Below are 23616 nucleotides of genomic sequence, written 5' to 3' on the forward strand. Positions count from 1 at the left end.
GGCTGAAGCGTGGTTTCGCGAGTCTGTTTAGAGCCACGACCTACTCACATGTCGAGCGGCAGCGCGCACAGCGCGATTAAATGTGCGGTCACGGTCTTGACAGTGGCATCTGACATGTCAACACAATGCCTTCAAGAACCTTGGAGGAGCAACCTGTGTCCTTCGTTTTAGCGTAGGCAACCTATTCGGAGAGCAACAATGAACGGAATGACGGACCTTGAAAAGAGGCGACTACTGAAACTGTACCTCGGTGTGCAAGGGGGCTATCTCGGGGATTTTGACAACATCGGGGCATTGGAGCGACTTTACGCTGAATGTGGTCTGGATGTAGATCCTCGTGCCTATGAAGGGACGAACCGCGCAAAGTTCGAGCAAATTCTTGATACGTCCCAACCAAGCATTCAAGCGTCCATTTTACGTGGTGCATTGGAGTTCCACCCTCCCGACCCTGAACGGTGGAAGACTCGCACACAATCACTACACGACGAACTTTCAACTGTCGCTGATCGCCTGGAAGGCACTGCACCGGTTCCATCTAAGAAACCGAAGATTACCAGCGCGACCGTTGAACGTGCGATCGCTGACGCGGAGCAACTCATCGAGAAATCGGGAGCTACGAGCGCAGTGGACCGTGTGCACACAATGCTGCACGGATATCTGCGGGCACTGTGTGACGACGCGGGAATCAGCTACGGGGAGAAAATGCTCATGAGCGGGCTTTTTGGGCTGCTCCGTAGGCAACACCCTGCCTTCAGCAACGAGGGGCCGCGAAAAGACGACCTCAACCAAGTTTTTCGTGGTATGTCCAGGATTATGGATGCGATGAATCCCATACGCAACGAGGGAAGCATGGCGCATCCCAACAAGGATCTACTCGACCCAGCTGAAGCCGCGCTGGTCATCAACATGGCCCGAACGATCTTGCACTACGTCGATACCAGAGTAACGGAGGCCGGTCGATGAAGCCGGAGCGTGCAGGACGAAAGAAGACTTGAAGCGGCGTCGGCCACCGGAGCGAACGCCCGAACTCAAATCGGCTTCATTACCTCCGAGCACAACGGCGTTTCGTCGAAGCAGTCTCACGATTAAAAGTATCGCGGGTGCGATGCACGGACTTTAGCGATGAAAGACTCAAAGTCTCGGATGCATTTGGCCAGTTTCGCAGCGTCACCGCCAAAGAATCCCTCCTGAAGGCCTGGCCAGCTAGGGTTCGTTTGCGCTTCCCGCAAAAACTCCTCACCCAATGTTTCACCAGACGCTCTTCTGCCATAACGCGTCCACATGAACCGACCCGTGGGCCCCCAACCGTACTCCGGATTGTTGAAACGACATATACAAGAAAGGCCTCACTTGCGTAGATGGGTTTACCACAACTTCATCTTCGGCAAGGAGGCCTCTGTGATGAGCAGTTTGAACAATCGTCGGTTCCGCGAACAGATCAGATTCTTGCGTCGGCAGTTTTTACAGGACGGCGGCCTGCCATTCACCGACGTTCTTTCGGAACAGTCTATTTCCGATGCACTGACGCAGAATGGCGTCTGTTGGAAAGACCGGATCTACACGCCACTCACAACTCTGTGGGTGTTTCTTGGACAGATTCTCTGTACCGACCAGTCGTGTGCGTCGGCCGTTGCACGGCTAATTGCTCACAGGGTTTCGCGCAATCAGAACTCATGTTCTTCAGAGACTTCAGCCTACTGCCAGGCACGAAAACGCCTACCTGAGAAGTTCTTTTCGGATGTTGCGCGCCGAGCAGGGCGTGCTCTGGATGATGCTGCCAAGGCTGATTGGTTATGGCATGGTCGTCGGGTTTATCTCTACGATGGCTCGACGGTAACGATGCCTGACACTCCTGCAAACCAATCCGAATATCCTCAACCCTCCTATCAGCGTCCAGGATTAGGCCACCCGATGGCAAGAGTTTGTGTCCTCGTTTCGCTTTCGTGCGGAGCCATCGTCGACATGGCAATTGGCGCGTACTCGGGCAAAGGACAAAGCGAACTCGGATTGCTTCGACGCTTACTTGATGCGTTTCGACCCGGCGATGTAATGGTTGCGGATCGGTTGATGTGTTCATGGGTTGAGCTGACAGCACTTCAGTGCCGAGGTGTTGATTTTGTCGTGAGACACGCTTCTACTCGCAAGCTCGATTTTCGTCGCGGTCAACGCCTCGGTAAAGACGATCAAATCGTGAGTTGGCCAAAGCGGTATGCTCGCTCAAAGGCTGACAGCGCCTATCGCAAGGACCTGCCAGATAGCTTGCGGGTTCGAGTTTGTCGGATACGAATTGCTCGACCAGGGTTTCGCGACAAAGTTCTTGTTGTTGCTACGACACTCTTTGATCCAATTGAATACCCGAAAGAAGAACTCGCTTCGTTATACCGAGAACGCTGGAATGTGGAGTTAGATATCCGATCACTTAAACAGACGCTGCAGATGGATCGCCTGCGTTGCAAGACACCAGAGCTTGTTCGCAAGGAAATCTGGACTCACGTGCTCGCGTACAACTTGATTCACACGATCATGGCAAGAGCAGCTGATGACTACGACGTGGAACCACGCACGATCAGTTTCAAAACCACACTACAGACACTGAAGGCGTTCCAACCAATTCTTGCAAATTGTTGCTCGTCCGACTTTCGGCAGCAGATATATGACCAATTGATCGAGTCGGTTGCAGTACACCGAGTCGGAGACAGGCCAAACCGCATTGAATCGAGGAAGATAAAGCAACCCTCTCGAAAGCATCATGATTTTTTGCACGTGCATCGGCATGAAGCGAAACGTCAAATCCTCAAAGGACCTAGGAAATAACTACGTGCCATTCGCGGCCGACACCGGAGCAGCTCTCGGCGATTGTTTGATCAGCAATGCGGCGATCTCTGAGGCGTAAATACGATGGTCGAAATCGTTTGGGGGATTGATTCCGTTACCGGTCAGATCCGCGTTCTGCTTGCGCTTTAGAAGTTCGGTGCATAAACTGGTCATGTCTGCTAACGCAAGTTCAGATTTACAACGGAATGCGAGTTAATCGAGGTACTCAGGAAGGACAGCATGTTTGTTGCAGGACCTTGCAATGCACAAGCATAGAAATTGAAGGTGCTTTGTGCCGCGTGAGAGATTAAGCACGTCGGCGCGGTCTCGCTCAGCGACATCGCGCTGCTTGGATTTTCTAGCCAGACTTGAACACCTGCGACCGATCGGCACGAGATGTGAGAACGGATCGCAAGAGTCTTTGAATTTGCATCTCGGTTCTTGGTGGGAACCGCAATTGGCTGCTAGTGACGGTGCTTTTCTAAAGCTCAGGCCTACATCTCTTCGGGATCGTGGATGTGTCGGCGGGTAGGATTTAATAGAAGATGACACCTTCTAGACGCTCTCACCCCTCGTATTCGTTCAGCCGATTGCGTCGTGAATCCGCTTCACCAACGGTCGTGTTCGATCCGTTGGGCTATTCAATTGAAACATGGACGCGGCGAGGAAGCGATTTCGCCATTGCGGCGTCAGACCGCGGTAGTCTTCTAGGGCCGCGGAACTGAATTTGTAGTCATGCGAATCATTCCCTTTCAGGAACACCAGTCGCCGAGCGTGATCAACGACCGATTGCGCGTCGCCGCCTGCGGACAGGAACCGGTAAAGCCCTTCGGACGCCTCGCTGCGGCTCTTCCCCATCAACTGGAACACTTCCGGAACGGTTGAAAGCGACTTGGATTCAGCGTTGACCAATTCGCTGCCGGCCAGTTCGTCGATTCGTCTGTCAGCCAACTTGCCCCGATCTTGTGCTGCTTTGCGAAACATCGGCAGGAAGGACGCGTTTTGAAGCAATAAGAAAGCGCGGGTTTCCTGGTCGCCGCTTTTGTTGAAAGCGTGGCGAATCGCATTGGTCGTTGTCACCGAGTGTAGCGCAACGATTCCAGGTTGACGCATCAACAGCTCACCGGCTGAGCAAAACAAACCATCCCAGATCGATTGAACTGCGACGCCGCGCTGCATCATTTCAATGATCATGCTGCTCGACTCGTCCGGCGACGCACTGTGGAGAGCGCGGACTAAGTCGCGTGTTGCCGACTCGTCGATCTTTCCGGCCTGAAGCCTTGGCGCCAACTCACTGGCAAGTTTGCGGTTGGCGCGTCCCGATCGATCCGCACTGAGATCGCTTTGTGCTGGATTGGGTTCGCCATTGTGGTTCAGCATTGCATAGACAAGGCTGCGCATTACCGGTTCGGCATATTCCCAGCCGATTGTCTGTAGCGTTCGAAAGGCGTTGGAGAGATAGATGACCTTGTGGCCGATGCTGCGAAAATCACGCGCGGCATATTTCGCGAGTGTCTCGTAGACGCGATTTCCGCCCGCGTTTCGCACCATTGCAATCACCGCAGCATCCGCGGCGGATTCGTCCCATTCATCAAGAGCACGACGCAGCTGTTTTTCGGCAAGATGGCCTGCGGGTAAACGAGATTCGTCCACTGCCGCCATCGTCCAGTTGCCTTCTTTTACATCGCGTGCTTGAGAACTTTTGAAGTTGTCGATTGCCCAGAAAATTGGCAGCCAACGCTCTTCATCGACTCCGCTGACGCTGGCAAGGTGTGCTGAATTGACAACCAAGACGGCATGGAACTTGAAACCAACCGAGGGCCTTGGTTGCACATTTCGGACTCCTGCCAACAGCAGAGCCGCCAAAAGTTCGCGATAGCTCAGCCCTGCTTTAACACGACGCGCGGTTTCTTCGATCACGCGCTCACGCGGTGTGTCTTCCAAAAAGCGGACAAGCGGATCGATGTCGGCCGTAAAGCGAACACTGCCATCACCAAGTCTGATTTCGTCGGCTGAGAGTGGATTCAGCGAACCGAGCACACCGTCCAAGCCCAGGCCAGCTGCCGTGGCCGCCAAAAATCCACGCCGCTTGAAATCCATCATCGCATTGACCTTGCTGTTTAGTTTGTCGGGTTAAGTGCTTGACGCGAACTGGCATGATTTTAGCTTAACGGCGGGGCCAGCAGCACAGCAAAACTGTCAGGCAATGACTAAACATCGTTTCGGTTTGCTGACGCCTTTCTAGCGTGGACGAAGCATGCGCTCGCGAGGTGCAGGATTCGGAATTCGCCGTTTGATCCGAGTTGCGCAAATTCAAAAAGCGAATTGCTCTGATTCTCATTTCGCATTCGATAAACGCACTAAGACCGACCGAAGGATCGCATCAGTTTTCGGTCTCCCCGCCACTCCAAGCAGGAAGATGGCCGACTTTTTCAATGGCTGACGGACTTAGCGGAATGCCCCAAATCTTGCCGTAGAACGGAGCCAGATTGCGGCCGGTGGATTGTGACATTCGGACCAGCCAGGCATCGCGCTTGGCCTGTCCGTCCTTGGGAAGCTGGCTCGGGTCGTCGTCCTGCAGCTTGCTATAGCCAGCAAGGACTTCTCGATAGACATCCCATCCATAGGCATGGCGAATTTGAAGATGCATCGCCAGTTTTTCGCCCGCATTCCCGTCTGCGTAGGTCTTGCTCTGCGCTAGAAAACTTGTCGCTTTGTCCTCGACGGCCTCGGCACTGGCTGTCCACGTCCAGCCTTTTCTCTCTCGCATTCCGAGTTGATCGAAGGCGTGTGCCGAAAACAAATTCACGGTGACTTCGATTGATCCGTCGAATGTGTACGGATTGTTCCAGCTCCAAGCTTTGTCTGGGCGACGCTGGGCTTCGTGCCCCAGTTCATGAAACCATCCCCAATTGCCTGTCGAAGTCAGTTGGGGCAGATCAACCACTCCGCGGCATTGTTTTTGAGGGCCTTGAGTTGGATAGCCAGCATGGAAAAGCCCGACGGATATCTGGCAATCCACATTGACGCGTTCCGGCATTTTTCGCAGTTCGGTGTAACCGCCCAGTTGATCGTGCAGCTCAACGACTCCATCCCAGTAGTCCATCAGTGATGCCGGGTCGTCCAATTCCCGAATCCACTGGGAGGGAAACGAAATCGCCACATTCCGGCCTACCAGTTCCGCGTAGGGCGCCGGGTGGCTGCGTTGGGTTTTCTGCCAATCATCCAATGTCGTCTTGCCGTGCACATACATCGGCGCAGGCAATGCGTTCTGGAAGTTGACAAGGAAGGGATCCGCGTCGATGGGTGTGTTGCCAGTGTCGATGTAAACGGCCCCGCCGTAAGTCGCAGCCACTTCGGTACTAGCCTTGTCGACAGAGAACTGGCGGGCGGGACTGCGCGGTGTACGCAACAGTGCTTTCTTAAGCGGGATGTTGTCACGATGCCCCGACACCCAAATTTTCAAACCGCGCTGCGTCCATTCCTCGGGGACTTCGACGACCACGACTTCGCCGGGAGCCGCATAGAATCCCGTGGAGTGCATCCGCACTCGCCGAGGGTTGATCTCCGCCACGCCGGTGCCCCGTTTCGCGGCCGCGGGGATCGATCCATACAGAGCCTGTGCCGCTGCGTGGGCGGGAACTTCGCCGGGCGAAAGCTTGTGCAGATAGTCCCCCGCGATTTTCAGGAGCTGTTTGCCAGCTTCATTTTTGACGACTTTTAGATCGCCCTGCGCGTCACGTCCCAAGACACGCTCGGAATAACTGACCGCCGCTTTCTGTAATTCGATTCGTTGTTCGGGACTGAGCCTGCGCCACTTTTTTCCTTGGATCGAATCCGACAACGCTGTCTGCTCAGCCGCACTCAGGTCCGCGAAACGATCCACGAGGGAGGCTGGATTTGCCTGGTCAACTGCGGGCTGTGTAATTGCGGGCTGTGTAACTGCGATTTGGGCAACTGCGGGCAGATGAATCAGAAAGGTGATTGCGGATGTGGCGAAGAGAGATTTCATTTTGTAGGTGACGGTTTCAGGCTGGCGGACAGAGTGCCACGTCATTCTACGACAATGCCCTTCTGCCTGTTGACTCAACGGCACTCTACCGGCGGATCACTTTGCAGCGGTTGGACAAACCGATCAGACAAGTGGGCAATCTGAGATTGCACCCAATCAGAACCAGGCAAGACACGCCGGATTGAAGTGATTGCCGGGAGAGTGCATCTTTGACAGAGCGAACGCTCGGATGCCCTCAACGAAACGTTTCACGAACGAACTGAATCAGATCGGCCATGTCTTGAGGTTTCAGTTCCTGTTCCAAGCCTTCAGGCATGATTGACTTGCTGGTTGCTTGCAGGATTTCGATGTCACGGCGGAGGACGGTTTTTCGTTTCCCTTCGGCGGCCAGCAAGGTGATGCTGGTACCGGTCTCGGTTTCCAGCTTTCCGCTGAAACTCTGGCCGTCTTCGGTAAGGATCGAGTAGTTAAAATACTTGGCGTCGACCGAGGCGCTGGGGTCGAGAATTGCGATCAGAAGAGCTTCCTTCGTTTTGTTGGTGATGGAGGCAAGCTGCGGGCCTACTTCGTGCCCTTCGTCTTTGACCTTGTGACAGTTGATGCACGATTTGCGAAACACCTGGCCGCCACGTGTGCTGTCACCATTCAGTTTCAGAGCGGGCTGAAAATTTTGCAGAACATCCGCGCGATTCGTCGATGCTTTGCTGGCCAATGCCTTTTGCCACCGCGGTGCGTTTTTGCTGCGATCCAAGAATCGCTGTCGAACGGTCGCACTCAGCTCACTGACGCCGATCGTTCCGGCTTCCAGACGCCCGCGAAGCGACTCGGCCCACGGCGGGCGACTTGCGAGCACGTCCAATATCTGGCTGCGTAATTCCGGGCTGTGAGATCGCCACCCCGCGAGCAGGATTTCGCCGACCGAATCTTCGCTGCGCCGCGCGAGATGCGCCACGACAGCTCGTTGAAGAAGGACGGGCGACTGAGGGACGAGTAGCTCCTGCATCAGCTTGAAATCTTCTTGACGGCTTGCCTGTTCACGTCCCAGGAGTGAGGCAGACGCGATGCGGACGCCGACCGATTCGCGTTGGTCGGTTACGGCGACGCGAGCCTGTTGGATCGTGCTTTCAATTTGGTTCGCCGTGATTCCAGGCAATGCAGCCAAAGTCATTTTGCGCGAACGCAAACCGTCGAGAATCCGTCCTAGGGCTTCGAGCTTGCCTTTTGTCTCAAGCTCTCGGCCGATGACCAGCTCAACGAGCTGCCCGATGGTTTCCTTGTCGCCCATCGCTACTGTTTGTGTGATCAGTTCCGAAGTGTTGTGCGTAATAGACTCAGTGCCAGTACGTTTTGGCGACTGATAGACCTCCGTCAATACGGCAAACACGTTTTGCGGCTTCAATGAACTCATGACCGCGGCCCTAAGGTATCGATCATCACCGGATTCACTGACAATTTTGGCGAGGGCCGCACTGGCAGGCGGAGAATCATACGCGCCCAGCGCGGTCGCAAGTTCCAGGCGGACCTTTGCATCGGGATCATCAACCAGCGACGCCAGACGGTCGACGTTGACCTTGTGCTGTGCGGCGATCCTCACGGCGTTTCGCCGCACGCCGGGATGGGTGTCTGTGAGAGCCGTTTGAAGTGTGTTGGTCGAAAGTGCGTTGAGACCGTCGAGTGTCCAGAGTGCGTGTAGCCGAGCCAGCGGTTGTTCGCTGTTGGCCACCATGTCTTTCAACGGTCTAGTGGCAGCTTGATGTTTTCCACGGACCATCAATCGCTGTGCTGTATCACGTTGCCAGCCGTTGGGGCTTTCGAGTGCGGCGACAAGTGCTTGTGCTGACAGATTAGCGAGCCGAGGAATTTTGCGATCTGCCGCATCACTGCGAACAACGCGGTAGATTCGTCCCCGGTTTTCGCCGGATCGGAACCACGGACGAAGTTCGTCCTGGCCATTTTTGGGCAGCCACTGTGGATGTTCGATCATGTAGCGATACATGTCGACGACCCACAGAGCTCCATCGGGACCGGTTCGTGCCATCACTGGGCGACACCAGCGGTCTTCGCTGGTAAAGAAGTCCAGCTTGTGTTCGGCGGGATCGCGACGGAACTTGAAGCTGACGCCATCCTCTGCGATCAAGTTGTGCTGCACCAGATTGTGGAAGGGTTCGCAGGTAAAAGCGTGCTGCTCGTTGCCTGAATCGAACAAGTGATCGTCACGGTAAATCATCGCGGAACAGGCTGACGTAAATCGGCCTGACTGAGTGAAATTGTGAAATCGTTTTTGCAGTTGGCTGGCTGGATAGACGCGCGGATTCGACGGCGTAACAACCTGGTGTTTGGGATCAGGCGGAGCGAAGTGCGGGTTGCGTCGAATGTGGTGGTCAGCCAGCACATAGTGCCAAAGCGGATGACTATTCTGCACGCCAAACCAATTGCCCCAGTCGTCGCGGTTTCTGCCGTATTGCGACGGTCCACTTTGCGGGTCAATCGCTCCGGTATCGGGGCGAATACGAAAGTCACGGCTGCCGACTTGCTGCTTCGTTTCGGTCAGGTGCGAAGTGATTTGGCTGTCTTTGCCGTAACCGCCGTGATGGCTGCCACTGGCGCAGTACACCCAGTTGTCCAGCCCATAACGCAGTCCGTTCACTCGCAGTTGCTGATTGCCTTCCAAAAAGCCCGAATACAAAACTTTGCGGACATCGGCTTTTCCATCGCCGGAACGATCCTCCAAATAGACGATCTGCGGAGCCGCTGTCACCAGGATGCCTTGGCCCCAAGCCAAAACTCCCGTAGGAAAACTTAGCCCCTGGGCAAATAGCGTGGACTTGTCGTAGCGTCCATCGTCGTCAGTGTCTTCCAAGAACCGTACGCGTCCGCCGGATTGGCCTTGGCCGTCCATGCCCAGCGGATAGTCAGCCATTTCCACCACCCACAGTTTGCCGTCCGGGCCCCAGTCGATGGCCACAGGATCCATCACCAGCGGTTCGGCCGCGACCAACTGCACCTCGAAACCATTGGGGACGTGGATCGTCTGGAGAGCTTTGCCAACTTCGGTGGGAGTTGGCTCTGCGTGGTTGTCGTTCTTTGTTCCGGGCTTTGTTTCGGGCCCCGAAAGGAGACTCACTTGTTTGGCACCTGCGGCGCCGAAATGGGCTGCGACTTCCTGCGGCGTCAGGGCGCGATCGTACAGAGCAACTTCCTCCAGCATGCCTTGCAGATTCGCGAAGTTGTCAGTGCGGCCCCCAATCAAAAGCTCGTTGCATCCTTCGGGATACCCAACCGGTAGATCGGCTGCGATCTCCGGCGTCGGATCGCCATTGAGGTACACCGTGATTCTCTGTTGCTGCCGAACCATGACCACGTGCGACCAGCTACCCATTGGGATACGTGTGTGGCCGGCGACCATCTCGCTCCGCTTGTTGCCGTTGAACACGATTAGCCTGCCCATGTTGGAATGCGTGCCGCCAATTCCCAAGTTATCGCCAAACGCACCTTCCACTCCGTCAATGGCTCGGGAAAACAGGTACGCGGCTACCGGACGCGAATCGACGGGCAATTCATTTCGGCACCAAAGTTCGACGCTATACGTGTTGTGCAGTTTGGGCAAAGACGCCTTCACTCGGCCGCCCGTAAAGTTCTGTTTCCCGGCTCCTGCCTGAAACGGTAACGCTCCGGGTTCGTAGTTCGCGTCGTGCGGACCGGCCGAATCTTTCGCGGTCTGATTTAGCTGATCGTGTAGTCGCCAGAATGCGACAGGTTTTGATGACAGGATGACGTCCGCGTATTTCCGGCGTGAATCATCGTCCGTTGGTTTGGGGCCCAAAACGATGGTCGGTTTGGGAGTTGGAGGAGCAGTCATGCCGGACGCTTTGTACATCTCGACAATATCGTCGGCCGCCAACACGCGATCGAACAACGCTACCTCGTCGACTTTTCCATCAAACGTCGCTGCTGAAGTTCCGTCGCTGCCTATCAACAATCGATCGATCGGTTTGGGCGATCCGATCTCTGCATCAATCTCTGGTTCCGCCCTGCCGTCCAGATAGACGCGTACTCGCTGTTTGTCTCTTGTGATCGTTACCTGTTGCCAGTGCTGGGTAGACAAGGGGGTCTTGCCGACAAAGGTGTGTTGACCGGAATGCAAAACCAACTTTCCCAATTGGTCGCCAGCGTCTGTACCGGCAATCAGCAACGTTTCTGATCCCGTTGAAAGCAGGACGCCCGTGGTGTCGCGTGTGTCCGCAGGCAGCGCATTGAGGAACCACATCGCCAAACTGTATTCGCTGGGTGATTCTCCTGCCGAATTGCCGGGTGCGTGATTCAGAGTTGCGTCCACATGTCCGCCAGCAAGGTAGACAGATCGGTTTCCGTAGTCTGCCGATTCGAAGCCCGGACCATCGAAGCCCCGGCCATCGGGGCCCGGTAAAAACAACGCAACACCGCCGCGGTATTGAGCATGATTCTCCGCAACGGAGTCTTTGGCCTGCGTCGAAACCATCTCGTCTAGACGCCAGTACGCGATCGGCTTTCTACTGGTGACCGCTTGGGCGTACGGCGTGTCCGAATGCACCAGCTCGCGACGCTTTTTCTCCGCGACCGTTTCCAGCAAACTCAACAACGTTTCGACGATCAGCGGTTCGGCTTGTTCGTCCAGTCCCGCCGTGCGCGCGGGCCAGGTTGTGTAACCGCCCAGGCGATGTTGCTCCGGCGGCGGAATGTAGCCCGCCGCTCCGTTGGCAAGTTCAAGATTAAAGGTTGCTTTGAGCGGACTCTGCCTTTTCAGTTTCAGCCCGGTGATCCCATAAACTTCGTTGGGAATCGCGGTGATTCCCAGTTCGCCGATGCGAACGGCCTGCAGCACGACTTCGGCCTTGGGATTTTTGTGAATCCACTGAGCCTGTTGAGCGTAAACTTCGGCGCGATTTCGCGGGGGAAGATTGCCACGACCCGCGTTGATGGGCCGAGCCCACTGGCGGCGATCCTGTGACGGAGTCCGCCGGTCGATTGTCAAGCGTTTCTCGGCCATCGCAAGCGAATGATCCGATCGATGTTCAATCGTCTTCCAGGCTTCCAGGACACGATCGGCGACGCGTTGAGAATACTCCTGCCGCTTGATTCCCTGACGGGGTTTGCTGTAATCCATCCAGTGCAGATCGCCACTGGTTCCCTGGGACATGATGCCCACAACGCCTGCCGATGCAGTCCCGCTGTCCTTGCCGACACGCATCTGCAGTATTCGCGCGACTTCGCCAAAGTAGTCGGCCGAAAAACCGGCGCCGCCGAAGTAGTGCATCGACAGATTGCCCATCACACAAATCGGCGAATCATCTTTCGCAGACACAACGCTTAGCACCGACAGCCACGGATCGATCGGCCCGGCTGGGCTGGTGTAATTTGGGTTTTGGTAGCCCGGATGCATCATCGCGCGGACTGTCTGCCGACCGAAGGGATCGGTCCCCATTTTGTCGCTGCGCGTGATCCAACGCCTGCAGTTGGTCAGGTCGGCCCCGTCGACGATCGACCAACCAATTTTTGCCGCTTGAAGATTCTGGTGAGCCTCCACGATCGACTGGGCAACTCGGGCCGGCACGAATTTTACGTAGGCGTCGTCGGCCGAACTGCCCAGGCACCTCTCCATGACGGAGGGCGCCATGTGAGTATGCGTTGCGCTGATCAAAATTCGATTGGTCGGGATCCCGGTTTCCTTCGACGCCAGTCGCTTGATTTCATCGCACACGGTTGTGGGGCACATACACGAATCCACAATTACGATCGCGATGGTTTCCTTCGCGTCACTGAGAACCAACGATCGCGCGTGAAGTGGATCCAGCACGCGATCCACGCTGCGTTGCAAGAATCCACCATTCTGTATTGCAGGCAGGGTCTCGGGAGAGATATCCACCGACGCCGCTCCCGCGCGCAGGACGGGTGATTCAACAGCTGATACGCAGGTCGCATCAACAAAAAACAGCAGCAGGACGATTGCAGGAACGAGATGCGAATACTTCATGGCTTTTCCTTGGTGGACTGCTAATGATTCTCAGATGTTCCCGCGTTCGGGCGAGATCTTCTCACGCGTCTGTCAGAAACACGATTCGCCCGCCGGTCAGTGAGCCGACAGTGGCCTCGTCTGGTTGCACCACCCCGCTGCATCCACCGGGCTCTAGCGATTGAACAAGAGATGATATGCTTGGCAAGCGGCCTACATGTTGTCATTGGGATGGAAGATCGACCCACTGACCATTGAGCATGACTTTGGTTACACGACCCAGGTCGCTGATCTTTGTTGTCGGATCGCCGTCGACGACAATCAAATCGGCCAGCTTTCCCGTTTCGATGGTCCCCAGTCGATCATCCACGCCCAGGAATTCAGCACCCGTTTTGGTTGCCGAGGTTAAGACGTCCAACGGTTTCATTCCGGCTTCGACCAGCAATTCGACCTCGCGTAAATAGGCTTTGCCTTGAGCCGCGAAAGGAACCCAGGTATGGGACCCGACCACTAGTTTCGCACCGGCCTTATGACAGCGTCCCGAAAACGACAGCATGTTTTTAAACCCGGCCGCCTCGGCGGCTGTCGCATCTTTCTTGCCCGCCCGTCTTTCAAAGACTGCCAAGGTCGGCGACACAAACACACCTCGCTGTACAATCAAATCGATCAACTCGCCCACCCGCGGATTCTTCTCCAGCTGCACCTGTGCCCACAGTCGGTATCGCCACTCGCGCCGGGCACCCGAATCGGCTGAAACCATCGACTTAAACTGCTTCACTTGATCGCTTGTCCCAATCGACGTGCCAAAACTGGTGATATGCTCGATGCCGCTCACGCCCGCTTCGATGGCATCATCGGCATCCACCAGCTCCAAGTGCGCAGTGACCGGTACGTGCCGATCGTGGGCCGCCTGGCATGCTGCCCGAATGTGTTCGATCGGCAAGCGGAAATAGACTTTGATCGCCGAAGCCCCCCGATCCACATGACTGGCGACCGCCTGTCTGGCCTCGTCCTCGGTCGTGATGACGGCGGCCTGATCGGGCCAGACCACCGGCGGCGCATCGAGATGTCCTCCGCACAGAAAGACTCTCGGAATCCTTGCATCACTGGCAAGCAGCGTCGTGTAGTACTTGAATGGATGCCCCGGATCGCGGAACGAAGTGACCCCGTTGTGAAGTTCGAAATTCACCGGTTGTTCCACCGAATCGCGTGAGTGAAAGTGCGTGTCGATCAATCCAGGCAAAACAGACTTGCCGCCGGCATCAAACACTTTCGCTCCCTTTGGAATAGGTGTTTCGTGACGAGACCCCACGGCAACGATCTGGTTGCCCCGGATCACGATGCAGGAATTTTGCAGCGGACGTCCACCATTTCCGTCAATCAATTTTCCGCCCACGATCGCGACCACCGAATCGGGTTGCGGCGCAGCGATCTTATTCATTTCTTGCGAATAGGCTGGCCCGGTATTGAACAAGACTGGCATCCCCAAGGGGAAGAACGCAATTATCAAACCGATCAAGCACGATTGCGTGCGGCATTCTCGATACATCGGCGATTCTCTTTTCGTTGGGCTAATACAGGATGCGCAATTCAAAAATTCGCACGGCATTCAACGCACTGCGAAGAACGCCGGCATTGGCCTGCGATGACCGGCACAAATCTGTTCTCTGTCCCACGTTCAATCCACTTAGCATCGCCGACCAAGCGGGCATTGTAACGATTGGCAATCGTCACGTGCCCTGCTGCGTAATGCGTCGGCCGAAGAGCAGGAGCGACGAATGCATGCCATCGAGATGAGTCACGACACGGTCGGGCCACGAGAGGAAGCCATGATCGACTATTGTCGCCGGGAAAGAACAACCGGCTTCGGCTGCCGACACGCAATGCTGCCACCCAAAACACGCATCGAGAGCCAACGCAACCTTTAAAAATGTTAGAAAGAGTCCGCGCACTTTTTTCCTCCCGGCCAAAAGCGAAGGCCAACACTGAAATCTGCGAAGCGTATCCTCATACACGATTGCCCCCATCCTCCCGTCCGCGGCTAAGGGACTTCGCGTTCTGCTTCGAGCACAGCTACAGGCTACAATCAAGCGGCTTCGTTGGCACCTGTTTTTGAACCTTGTGGAAAATTATGAAACCATTTTTGAAATGCGTCGTTTGTTTGTCGGTCGTGTTGGCTGGCTGGGACGGCTCTGCTGCCGTTGCCGCCGACACGTCCGCAAAACCGAATATTGTTTTGTTCTTAGTGGATGACTTTGGTCAGCGAGATCTTTCGTGTTATGGCAGCGAGCTGTACGAGACTCCGCAGATGGATCAACTGGCAGCCGAGGGGATGAGATTCACGGATGCGTATTCCGCTTATCCCCGCTGCGTTCCCTCGCGGCAGGGTTTGCTCTCAGGCAAGTATCCTTGCCGGTTGACCTACGAATCACAACAGGCGGCGGGCCGCGAACACCATCTTCCGTTAGGTGAAACTTCGTTTGGCGAAGCGTTGAAAGAGTTTGGATACAGAACCTGCTACATCGGCAAGTGGCACTTGGGGCACGATGGCGGCGATCCGGGAGCCCAGGGTTTCGATACCGTGATTCATGCTGGTTCGGCTGGGGCAACGGGCAGTTTCTTTTATCCCTTTACGGTCGAAAAGGGACACCGCGTTGAAAACCCCATCGACGGTAAAGAGGGCGACTACTTGGTCGATCGCATGACCGATAAAGCCGTCGAGTACGTCAAACAAAAACATGACGCGCCGTTTCTGATGGTGATGGCACACTATGCCGTCCACACACCGATCGAGGCGCCCGAAGAGGTCACGAAGAAGTACGCGAAGAAACTGCGCAAAATGGGCGTGGCCGTGGGCGGCAAACGTGACGATGCTGACTTGGTCGTCGACCGCCAGAGCAAGACGAAGACGATCCAAAACAATCCCACTTATGCTGGAATGATCGAGCGAACCGACGACAGTCTCGGGCGGATCATCAAGGCGCTCGATGATGCTGGTATCGAGAACAACACAGCGATCATTCTGACATCCGATCACGGGGGATTGTCTACGCGAGGAAAGGACAGCAAACGCGGCTTGGCAACCTCCAATGCTCCACTTCGCCAAGGAAAAGGATCCATCTTTGAAGGCGGCACGCGAGTGCCATTGATCGTCAAGTGGCCCGGCAAAGTCATGCCCGGATCCACTTCCCCAGTACAAGTCACCGGAACGGATCATTACCCGACGATGCTAGAGATCGCTGGTGCCCCGCTGCGCCCAAAACAGCACCTCGATGGACGCAGTTATGTGAAAGCGATGCACGGCGAATCGTATCAACGTGATGGAATGTTCTGGTACAAATGGCAGGCACGTCCCGACAGCACTGGTGACACACGGGCGCTCTCGTACATCGAAGGCAATTTCAAAATCATCCAGTGGATCGACGAAGACCTGGTCGAACTGTTTGACTTAAGCAGCGACATCGGCGAGCAATCTAATCTCGTTTCACAGATGCCTGATCGCGCCACCGCAATGTTGTCCAAACTGAATGAAATCGAAGCAAGCGTCGGCAATCTTCGCGAACGGGGCCGCAAAGAACTTGAACGCCGCTTATCGCGAGTTTCTGCGAAGGCTAAGAAGTAAGTCACTCAGGCCTTTTCCTTCAACGAATGACACCTGAGTAGCAGGTGTTTGTCTCGAAACAGCGAATCTTTGAAGCAGATTCGTTATTGCGTGGTGCAGGATCAGCAACCTGGGGGCATTGAAGTACCATTGAACACCTCGCAGCCGCGACCTCCCTTTTAAACGTGTCGAACTGCTCCAGCGAGTCCCTGTTTCGCTCGCGACCGTATCCGTAGTGGCAAAATGAAAACGACAATACTGGCAACAACGATTCTATCACCACGCATCTTTTCCAAAAAGTCATCTGCTCGCTTACGTCGATCCCCAAGTTGGAATGTCGACACGCTCGAAAAACGACTGATGCTGGCAGCCAACTGTGGTGCTGCGATCAGTCGCGGAGCGGAGGTTGCTCCCGTCAGCGACATGGTCCAAATTCCCGAGGCATGCGTTGCCCAAATGCGGTCGACGCAAATCGTTTTTGTCGACTCCAGCATCGACGATATCAATCAATTGATGAACGGCCTTTCAGCGGGACACGAGTTGGTGTTGCTACAGCCCAATCAGAACGGCTTGGATCAAATTTCTCAGGTGCTTTCGCAGCGCAGCAATGTGCAGAGCATCCACATCGTTGCTCATGGTCAAGCAGGTCAGATTCAATAGGGCAATCAGTTGGTCGACGCCGAAACAATTCAGCAGCGACACACTGCTTTGCGTGGTTGGTCGAATTCGCTGACCGAATCAGCAGGCATTCTGATCTACGGCTGTGAAACCGGCGCGGACGCTAGCGGTCGGAACTCGATCGACCAAGTTGCCAAGCTGACGGGCGCTGACGTAGCCGCATCGACGGACAAGACCGGTGCCGAATCGCTCAATGGCGACTGGATCTTGGAACGCACGGTTGGCACGATCGAAGCCGGTTTGGCCTTCGATGCGGCCGCGCGACAGAACTACTCCGCCGTGATGCCGATCACAATTCGCGCCCAAGGAACGACCGGTGACGAAAACATGGCGTTGCAAATTGACGGCACCACCGTTGCGACGTTCGAGAGTATCGGAACGGCGTTGCAAGACTTTACGTTTCAGACGGCCAGCGATGCCAGTTCCAGTCAGATCCGCGCCGTCTTTACCAATGATTTGTTTGATGAAGCGACCGGCACCGACCGCAATCTTCGTGTCGATAGCGTGACGATCGAGGGAGTGACGCTGCAAACCGAATCGCCCGACGTGTTTTCGACTGGAACTTGGAAACCCGAAGATGGAATCGTGCCTGGTTTTCGAGAAAGCGAAACTCTTCACTCTGATGGCTATTTTCAGTATCCCAACGTCGTCGCAAATAGCGGTTCCGAAATTGAAGTGGTCGCTCGTGGCGACGAGGGAACCGAACAATTCGACCTGCTGATCAATGGCCAGAGTGTTGCGACGTTTGTGGCGACAACGCAGAACCAAACGTTTGCCTAAACGCACGATACGGAAGTGGTCGCCGATGACGTTCGAATTTAGTTTACCAGCGAAGGATGGGATCCTGCCAACGGCATCGATGAAAATCTGACCGTTGACTACATCACCATCGACGGCGAGAATTTCCAAGCCGAAGATCCTTCCGTCTACTCGACCGGCACCTGGACTGCGGCCGACGGCGCCGACGGCATCGTGCCCGGATTTGGGCGCGGCGAAAAACTGCATACCAAAGGCTGTTTTCAATTCGCTGGCACCACCAATGATGGCTCCCAGATCCAGATTCGCGCTCGTGGACAAGAAGGCACGGAACGTTTTGATCTGGTGATCGATGGCGAAGTCGCCCGCACCTTTACGACGGCGTCCGGTGACTACCAGACTTTCACCTACACGCATTCCGCGACGGTCACTCCTGCTGACATCCGCGTTCAATTCATCAACAACCAGTACAATCCAGCACAGGGCGTCGATGCCAATCTGGAAGTTGATATCTTTTCCGTGGACGGAAAGGCCTGTCAAACGGAAAGCCCCACCGTTTACTCCACCGGCACCTGGAAACCGGCCGATGGCATCACGCCTGGATTCCGCGAGTCGGAAACGCTTCACGTTAACGGTTACTTTCAGTTTTCCGACGCCAGCTATTTGGTCGACACCGATGCCGACGGTGACGGAGAGTGGAGCGATGTGGAACCATTGGGACTTATTCCGATCCACGCAATCGTGCTGCCTGATGGCAAAGTATTCAGCTTCGGCACGACTGCACTTGAAATGCAAAGTGCCGAGTTCATTTACAGCATCTACGATCCAGAAACTGGTGTGGAAGTGATTTTGCCCAACACGACCGACACCGATATTTTCTGCTCGAACATGTCGCTCGATCCAATTACCGGCAGCGTGATGATCTTCGGCGGTGACGCGCGAGGCGAAGGTGGGCCAGTCAACGGCCCCGTCAACGATGTCCTGGTGTTTGACTACACGGACATGACGATTCGCGACGCGACACAAGGCGAAATGGAATACGACCGCTGGTACGGCAGCAGCATGACGCTTCCCAATGGCGAGATCATGGGCTTGGGCGGCACAGGCGGCGGAGAAGATATCCCCGAAGTGTTCAACGCGACGACCGGTTGGCGAACGCTAACCGGCGTCAACATGAACATCAACTATTGCTATCCCAAAATGTGGGTGACCAGTAACGGTAGCGTCGTCGTGATGTCCAACAGTGGATCCATCTACCGGATCAACACAGCCGGTACCGGAAGCGCACTACAAATTGGAACGGCTGGCGTCCCGCATTCCAACACGTCGCCCGGTGTCATGTACGACGTCGACAAAATCGCCTTCGTTGGCACGATCGCAAAGATCTACGTCGGAGACCTCAGTTTTACGAACCCAACGTTCACTGCCGTAGCCGTTGTTCTGTCGGCGCGACGTGACGGCGGAATGAGTATGCTGCCAGACGGTCGCGTCATCATCACCGGTGGCAGCACACAGTTCAATGTTCTGGGCACCGCCGTCTACGCGACCGAGATTTGGGATCCGGCCATAAACGAAGTCGAAGTAGTCGAGGACATCGAACTGGGGCGACTTTATCACTCAACCCACTTGCTATTGCCCAATGGAACGATCTGGGCAGCCGGTGGTGGCGCTCCGGGGCCACTAACCAATTTGAATGCAGAGTTCAACGCACCAAGTTACTTGTACAACGCCGATGGCACGTTGGCAGATCGCCCAATGATCACCGCTGCCCCATCCAACGTCAACAATAGCGATAGATTCACGATCAACGTGGACAACGCCAACGCGGTCGATCGAATCACGGCCGTTTGCAGTGACGCGCTGACGCACGCCGTCAACAGCGACAATCGTTTTGTCGAACTCAATTTCACCGTGATCGACGGCGACACCATCGAAGTCACCACACTGGGTGCCAACATCATGGTCCCTGGCACTTGGATGTTATTCGCGCTCGACGCAAACGGCACGCCTTCCGACGCCGCGATGCTAGGTGTTGCCATGGCCAACGTCATCGACATGCCTCATTTGCTTGGCTAGGAATCGCCCACCAGTCTTAGGCGACCGCGTTTTGCTTTCTCAATGCGCCGCGGCTTGCTCTCGCTTCAGATTACCTATCTTCCCTCAGAAGACGTGATTCTGAGCGCAGGCTTTTGCGCTACCGCGAAAGCTGGGAGGCATGGTTACCTTTCATGGAACAACAAGGGCTGTGGTCGCAAAATTCCAATCCAAATGCAGAGCGGTCTGACGGCAACACGGCGGCTGCGATTGGTACTCCCACCAATCCTTGGAATGCGATGGGCCCCACTCCCGATCAGATTCAATACAGGCCTTGGGTCACTGAGGTCCCTACCTACCGGTGCCCCAGTGATCCAGGAATAGGCTTGCCCGCTTTGGGTCGCACGAACTATGCGGCTTGCCTGGGCGACTCGATGTGGCAAATGGAACTGGGTTTTAAAGACGTGCGTCGCAGGGACCCAACCAACAACACATCAAGAAATGGCCGCGCCGCCTGCCGGGGTATTTTCGTCACGGCGAACCATGCCAAGTTTCGTGACATTCTGGACGGTTTGTCCAACACGATTGCAATGGGCGAGATCATTACTGCGTTGCAAGATGGCGACAAGCGTGGTAACGGCGTTGCCAACAATGGAGGCAACTCGGGACCGTTCGGCCATGCCGCGTTACGGAACAATCCCAGCCTCTGTACTGACAACGGATACATTGATCCGGAGCGGCCATTGTTCTATCTCCCCCAGTGGCAACAGCAGAACCGGCGCAACTTCGCTCGGGGGCATCGCTGGGCTGACTGCTTGCCAATCATGTCGACTGTCCTAATCGTTCTTCCGCCAAATCGTGAAGCGTGCGGTCGATACAATGCCTTGGGGACAAGGCTAGTGGCAACGGTCTCAAGTCGGCACCAAGGTGGCGCTCACGTTCTAATGGGCGATGGAGCCGTCATTTTCATGACTGACTCGGTCGAAGCCGGCGATTCGCGTGCCCCGATGGTTTGGCATAACGGCACGGGCGATAACGCACCGGGGGCAAAGAGCCCGTACGGTTTGTGGGGAGCTCTTGGCACTCGCGCTAATAGCGAGACCATCGAAGAACAATTGAACCAATAGTCGAAATCACTCATGCCTCCACGTAGCTTTGGTTGTGTGAAGGCTTTTAGAAATCAAAGTTTCACACAAGTCAGGATATCAGGAATGAAAATCACCCACCTTTTTCTGCTCGCTTGCTGTTTCACTCTTACCGTAGCAGGTTGTAGCGGGAACGAAGAAAACACGGTAATAACCGACGATTTGACCGCAGACGACTTCGCTAAGTACGAAGCTGATCTGGCGAAAGCGAACGGAGAAGGCAATTACGATGAGGAAAGTGAAGAGTAGCCCTCCGTGCTCAGTAGCACATGGCAAGTGCTTGAATTTGCCATCCGTGGATCGATAGCGGGAAGCGTCTAGTTGACAGGAAAGCCACTCGAATTGAGTGGCTTTCTTTGTTGCGATATCAATGCGCCAACATGATGTGACGCGTTCGTGGAAGTGAACGTTGACGGGGGGCTTCGTTTGCCGGCGTCGTGATGATTCTCTTTCCCATTCAGGCCTGGCCCTTTTTCTGGCTCGTGACAACCTGCATCTTCGCCTCGCGCAGCGTCGATGAATCCAACCGTATGGAATTCGGTCCACGTGATGCTCGGGCAGCCATCCGCGATTAGAGGCCGCGCTGGCGATCAAAAACGATAAATCTGTTCAAGACATTTCCGACGAAGAACTCATTCAGCAGCTCGTCAAATGACGGACAAAATTTTGCGTCCGGCAACTGATCCCCACAACTTGGAAACAAGCGGTTCGGTGATTTTTTCCGGACAAGTACCCGGACAAGTACAATACACAGCAAGTGGAGTAGGCTTCCAGTCTGGCATGGCTTAAACCACAGTCTGGAAGCCTATCCCACATCAAATCCCGCCACGTATGACACCGTAGGTCCTGAAAGCCATGAAGTTTTTGATTCTGAGTGTTCTGTTTTCTGTTCTCATGGCGGTGCCAAGCTGGGCTTCCGAACCAGTTCCCGAGCATGATGTCGTCATTTATGGCGGTACGTCGGCTGCCGTCATGGCGGCGGTTCAGTCGCATCGGATGGGAAAGTCGGTGGTGCTTGTCAGTCCCGACAAGCATCTCGGTGGGCTATCTTCGGGCGGACTTGGGTTCACGGACATCGGCAACCGTTTAACCGTCGGCGGTCTCGCACGCGAGTTCTATGAACAGGTTTATCAGCATTACGACAAGCCAGAAGCCTGGACTCAAGAAACGCCCGATGTTTTCGCTCAAAAGAAGATTGGCTGGCGAAAAATGTGGGAGGGCGAAAGCACCCGATGGGTGTTCGAACCGCATGTCGCAGAAGCGATCTTCGATCAGTTCATTTCGGACAACAACATTCCTCTGTTCAGGGATGAGTGGCTCGACCGCGAACATGGCGTCAAAAAGGACATGGACCGCATCCAATCAATCACCACATTAAGCGGCAAAGTCTTCCGAGGGAAAGTCTTCATCGATGCGACCTACGAAGGCGATTTGATGGCGGCGGCCGGAGTGAGTTATCACGTTGGGCGCGAAGCAAATTCTGTCTATGGCGAGAAGTGGAATGGAGTGCAACAAGGTGTCTTTCACCACAAGCATCATTTTGATGGCCTGAAGATCTCTGCCTACAAAGTAAAGGATGATCCGTCCAGCGGCGTCTTGGCTCGGATATCGACGGACGCTCTGGAGCCAAATGGAACAGGCGATGACAAGGTGCAGGCCTACTGTTTTCGGATGTGCTTGACCAACGATCCCGACATCCGCGTCGCGATTCCAAAGCCCCAGAATTACGACCCGACGCAATATGAGTTGTTGCTTCGGATCTTTGAGGTCATGGATCCGATGTACGTGTTTCAAAAGTTCGATCCCGTTCCCAACAACAAAACGGACACGAACAACCACGGGCCGTTTAGTTTTGACAACCTCGGCATGAACTTTGATTATCCAGAGGCCAGTTACGAGCGGCGGAAGGAAATCATCCAGGAGCACAAGGCCTATCAGCTAGGCATGCTTTATTTCATCAGTCACGATCCACGCGTACCGAAACAGCTGCAGGAGAAAATGCAGAAGTGGGGGCTGCCCAAGGATGAATTTGTCGACAACGGCAATTGGTCGCATCAGCTCTATGTCCGCGAGGCCCGACGAATGGTCGGTCAGTATGTGATTACCGAGCGCGACTTGTTAGGCGATCTGAAATCGAAAACGAAAAAGCCAATCGGCATGGGGTCCTATGGGATCGATTCGCACAACATCCAGCGATTCGTTGATGCGGATGGCTATGTTCAAAACGAAGGCGACGTGGGTGTGCACGTTGGAGATTACACGATTCCTTATGACGTGATTGTCCCCAAGGAAGAGGAGGTCAGTAACTTAATTGTTCCTGTCGCGGCCTCTTGTTCTCACGTGGCATACGGTTCAGTTCGGATGGAGCCCGTCTTTATGATCTTGGCACAAAGTGGCGCAACAGCGGCTTGTATCGCGTTGGATGATGAGACGAGTGTTCAATCGGTCGACTACAAAAAGCTCAGGGAGCGACTGCTGATTGATAAGCAGATCCTAGGGAAGTCTGATCGGTTGCCAGACCCGCGAAAGAAGAAAAAATGATCGGTGGGCGAACCAGTAGTGGTGGCTTCTAGCCGTCATCGGCACG

Annotated in this window: 12 protein-coding genes and 1 pseudogene; 9 read left to right on the plus strand and 4 right to left on the minus strand. The window is 55.1% G+C overall.

Annotation, left to right across the window (positions count from 1 at the left end; all coding sequences use genetic code 11):
- The first annotated feature begins 198 nt into the window (after positions 1-198).
- Positions 199-963, plus strand: coding sequence for an abortive infection family protein (locus tag K239x_RS07635; protein WP_145417215.1), 765 nt, complete (start codon positions 199-201; stop codon positions 961-963).
- A 438-nt stretch (positions 964-1401) separates the two neighbouring features.
- Positions 1402-2814, plus strand: a complete 1413-nt coding sequence (locus tag K239x_RS07640) for an IS4 family transposase (protein WP_419189794.1) — start codon at positions 1402-1404, stop codon at positions 2812-2814.
- Positions 2815-3396: 582 nt separating this feature from the next.
- Here K239x_RS07640 and K239x_RS07645 read toward each other — a convergent pair.
- The 4 genes from K239x_RS07645 to K239x_RS07660 form a co-directional block, all read right to left on the minus strand.
- On the minus strand, positions 3397-4917 hold the full coding sequence (locus tag K239x_RS07645; protein ID WP_145417219.1) for a hypothetical protein: 1521 nt from the start codon (positions 4915-4917) through the stop codon (positions 3397-3399).
- Positions 4918-5197: 280 nt separating this feature from the next.
- A complete protein-coding gene (locus K239x_RS07650; protein ID WP_419189795.1) occupies positions 5198-6826 on the minus strand; it encodes a M60 family metallopeptidase in 1629 nt (542 codons plus the stop codon).
- Between the two features lie 235 nt (positions 6827-7061).
- Positions 7062-12836, minus strand: a complete 5775-nt coding sequence (locus K239x_RS07655; RefSeq protein WP_145417223.1) for a PVC-type heme-binding CxxCH protein — start codon at positions 12834-12836, stop codon at positions 7062-7064.
- A gap of 202 nt (positions 12837-13038) precedes the next feature.
- The gene (locus K239x_RS07660) at positions 13039-14364 is read right to left on the minus strand and encodes an amidohydrolase family protein (protein ID WP_419189796.1); all 1326 of its coding nucleotides are present in this window, start codon (positions 14362-14364) and stop codon (positions 13039-13041) included.
- 582 nt (positions 14365-14946) lie between these two features.
- Here K239x_RS07660 and K239x_RS07665 point away from each other — a divergent pair.
- From K239x_RS07665 to K239x_RS07695, 7 genes and pseudogenes are all read left to right on the plus strand, one after another.
- The gene (locus K239x_RS07665; protein ID WP_145417227.1) at positions 14947-16437 is read left to right on the plus strand and encodes a sulfatase; all 1491 of its coding nucleotides are present in this window, start codon (positions 14947-14949) and stop codon (positions 16435-16437) included.
- A 435-nt stretch (positions 16438-16872) separates the two neighbouring features.
- A pseudogene (locus K239x_RS28330) lies at positions 16873-17316 on the plus strand (DUF4347 domain-containing protein); the annotation flags it as partial.
- A 105-nt stretch (positions 17317-17421) separates the two neighbouring features.
- Positions 17422-17874 (plus strand): carbohydrate-binding domain-containing protein, encoded by a 453-nt coding sequence (locus tag K239x_RS28335; protein ID WP_419190059.1) that lies wholly within the window; start codon positions 17422-17424, stop codon positions 17872-17874.
- A 192-nt stretch (positions 17875-18066) separates the two neighbouring features.
- The gene (locus tag K239x_RS07680; protein WP_145417233.1) at positions 18067-19926 is read left to right on the plus strand and encodes a carbohydrate-binding domain-containing protein; all 1860 of its coding nucleotides are present in this window, start codon (positions 18067-18069) and stop codon (positions 19924-19926) included.
- Positions 19927-20078: 152 nt separating this feature from the next.
- The gene (locus K239x_RS07685; RefSeq protein ID WP_419189797.1) at positions 20079-21011 is read left to right on the plus strand and encodes a DUF1559 family PulG-like putative transporter; all 933 of its coding nucleotides are present in this window, start codon (positions 20079-20081) and stop codon (positions 21009-21011) included.
- An 84-nt stretch (positions 21012-21095) separates the two neighbouring features.
- A complete protein-coding gene (locus K239x_RS07690) occupies positions 21096-21278 on the plus strand; it encodes a hypothetical protein (protein WP_145417237.1) in 183 nt (60 codons plus the stop codon).
- Positions 21279-21884: 606 nt separating this feature from the next.
- Positions 21885-23570, plus strand: a complete 1686-nt coding sequence (locus tag K239x_RS07695; protein WP_145417239.1) for an FAD-dependent oxidoreductase — start codon at positions 21885-21887, stop codon at positions 23568-23570.
- The last annotated feature ends 46 nt before the right edge of the window (positions 23571-23616 follow it).

Origin of the sequence: Stieleria marina, from assembly GCA_007741555.1 — a bacterium.
Lineage (GTDB): Bacteria > Planctomycetota > Planctomycetia > Pirellulales > Pirellulaceae > K23-9.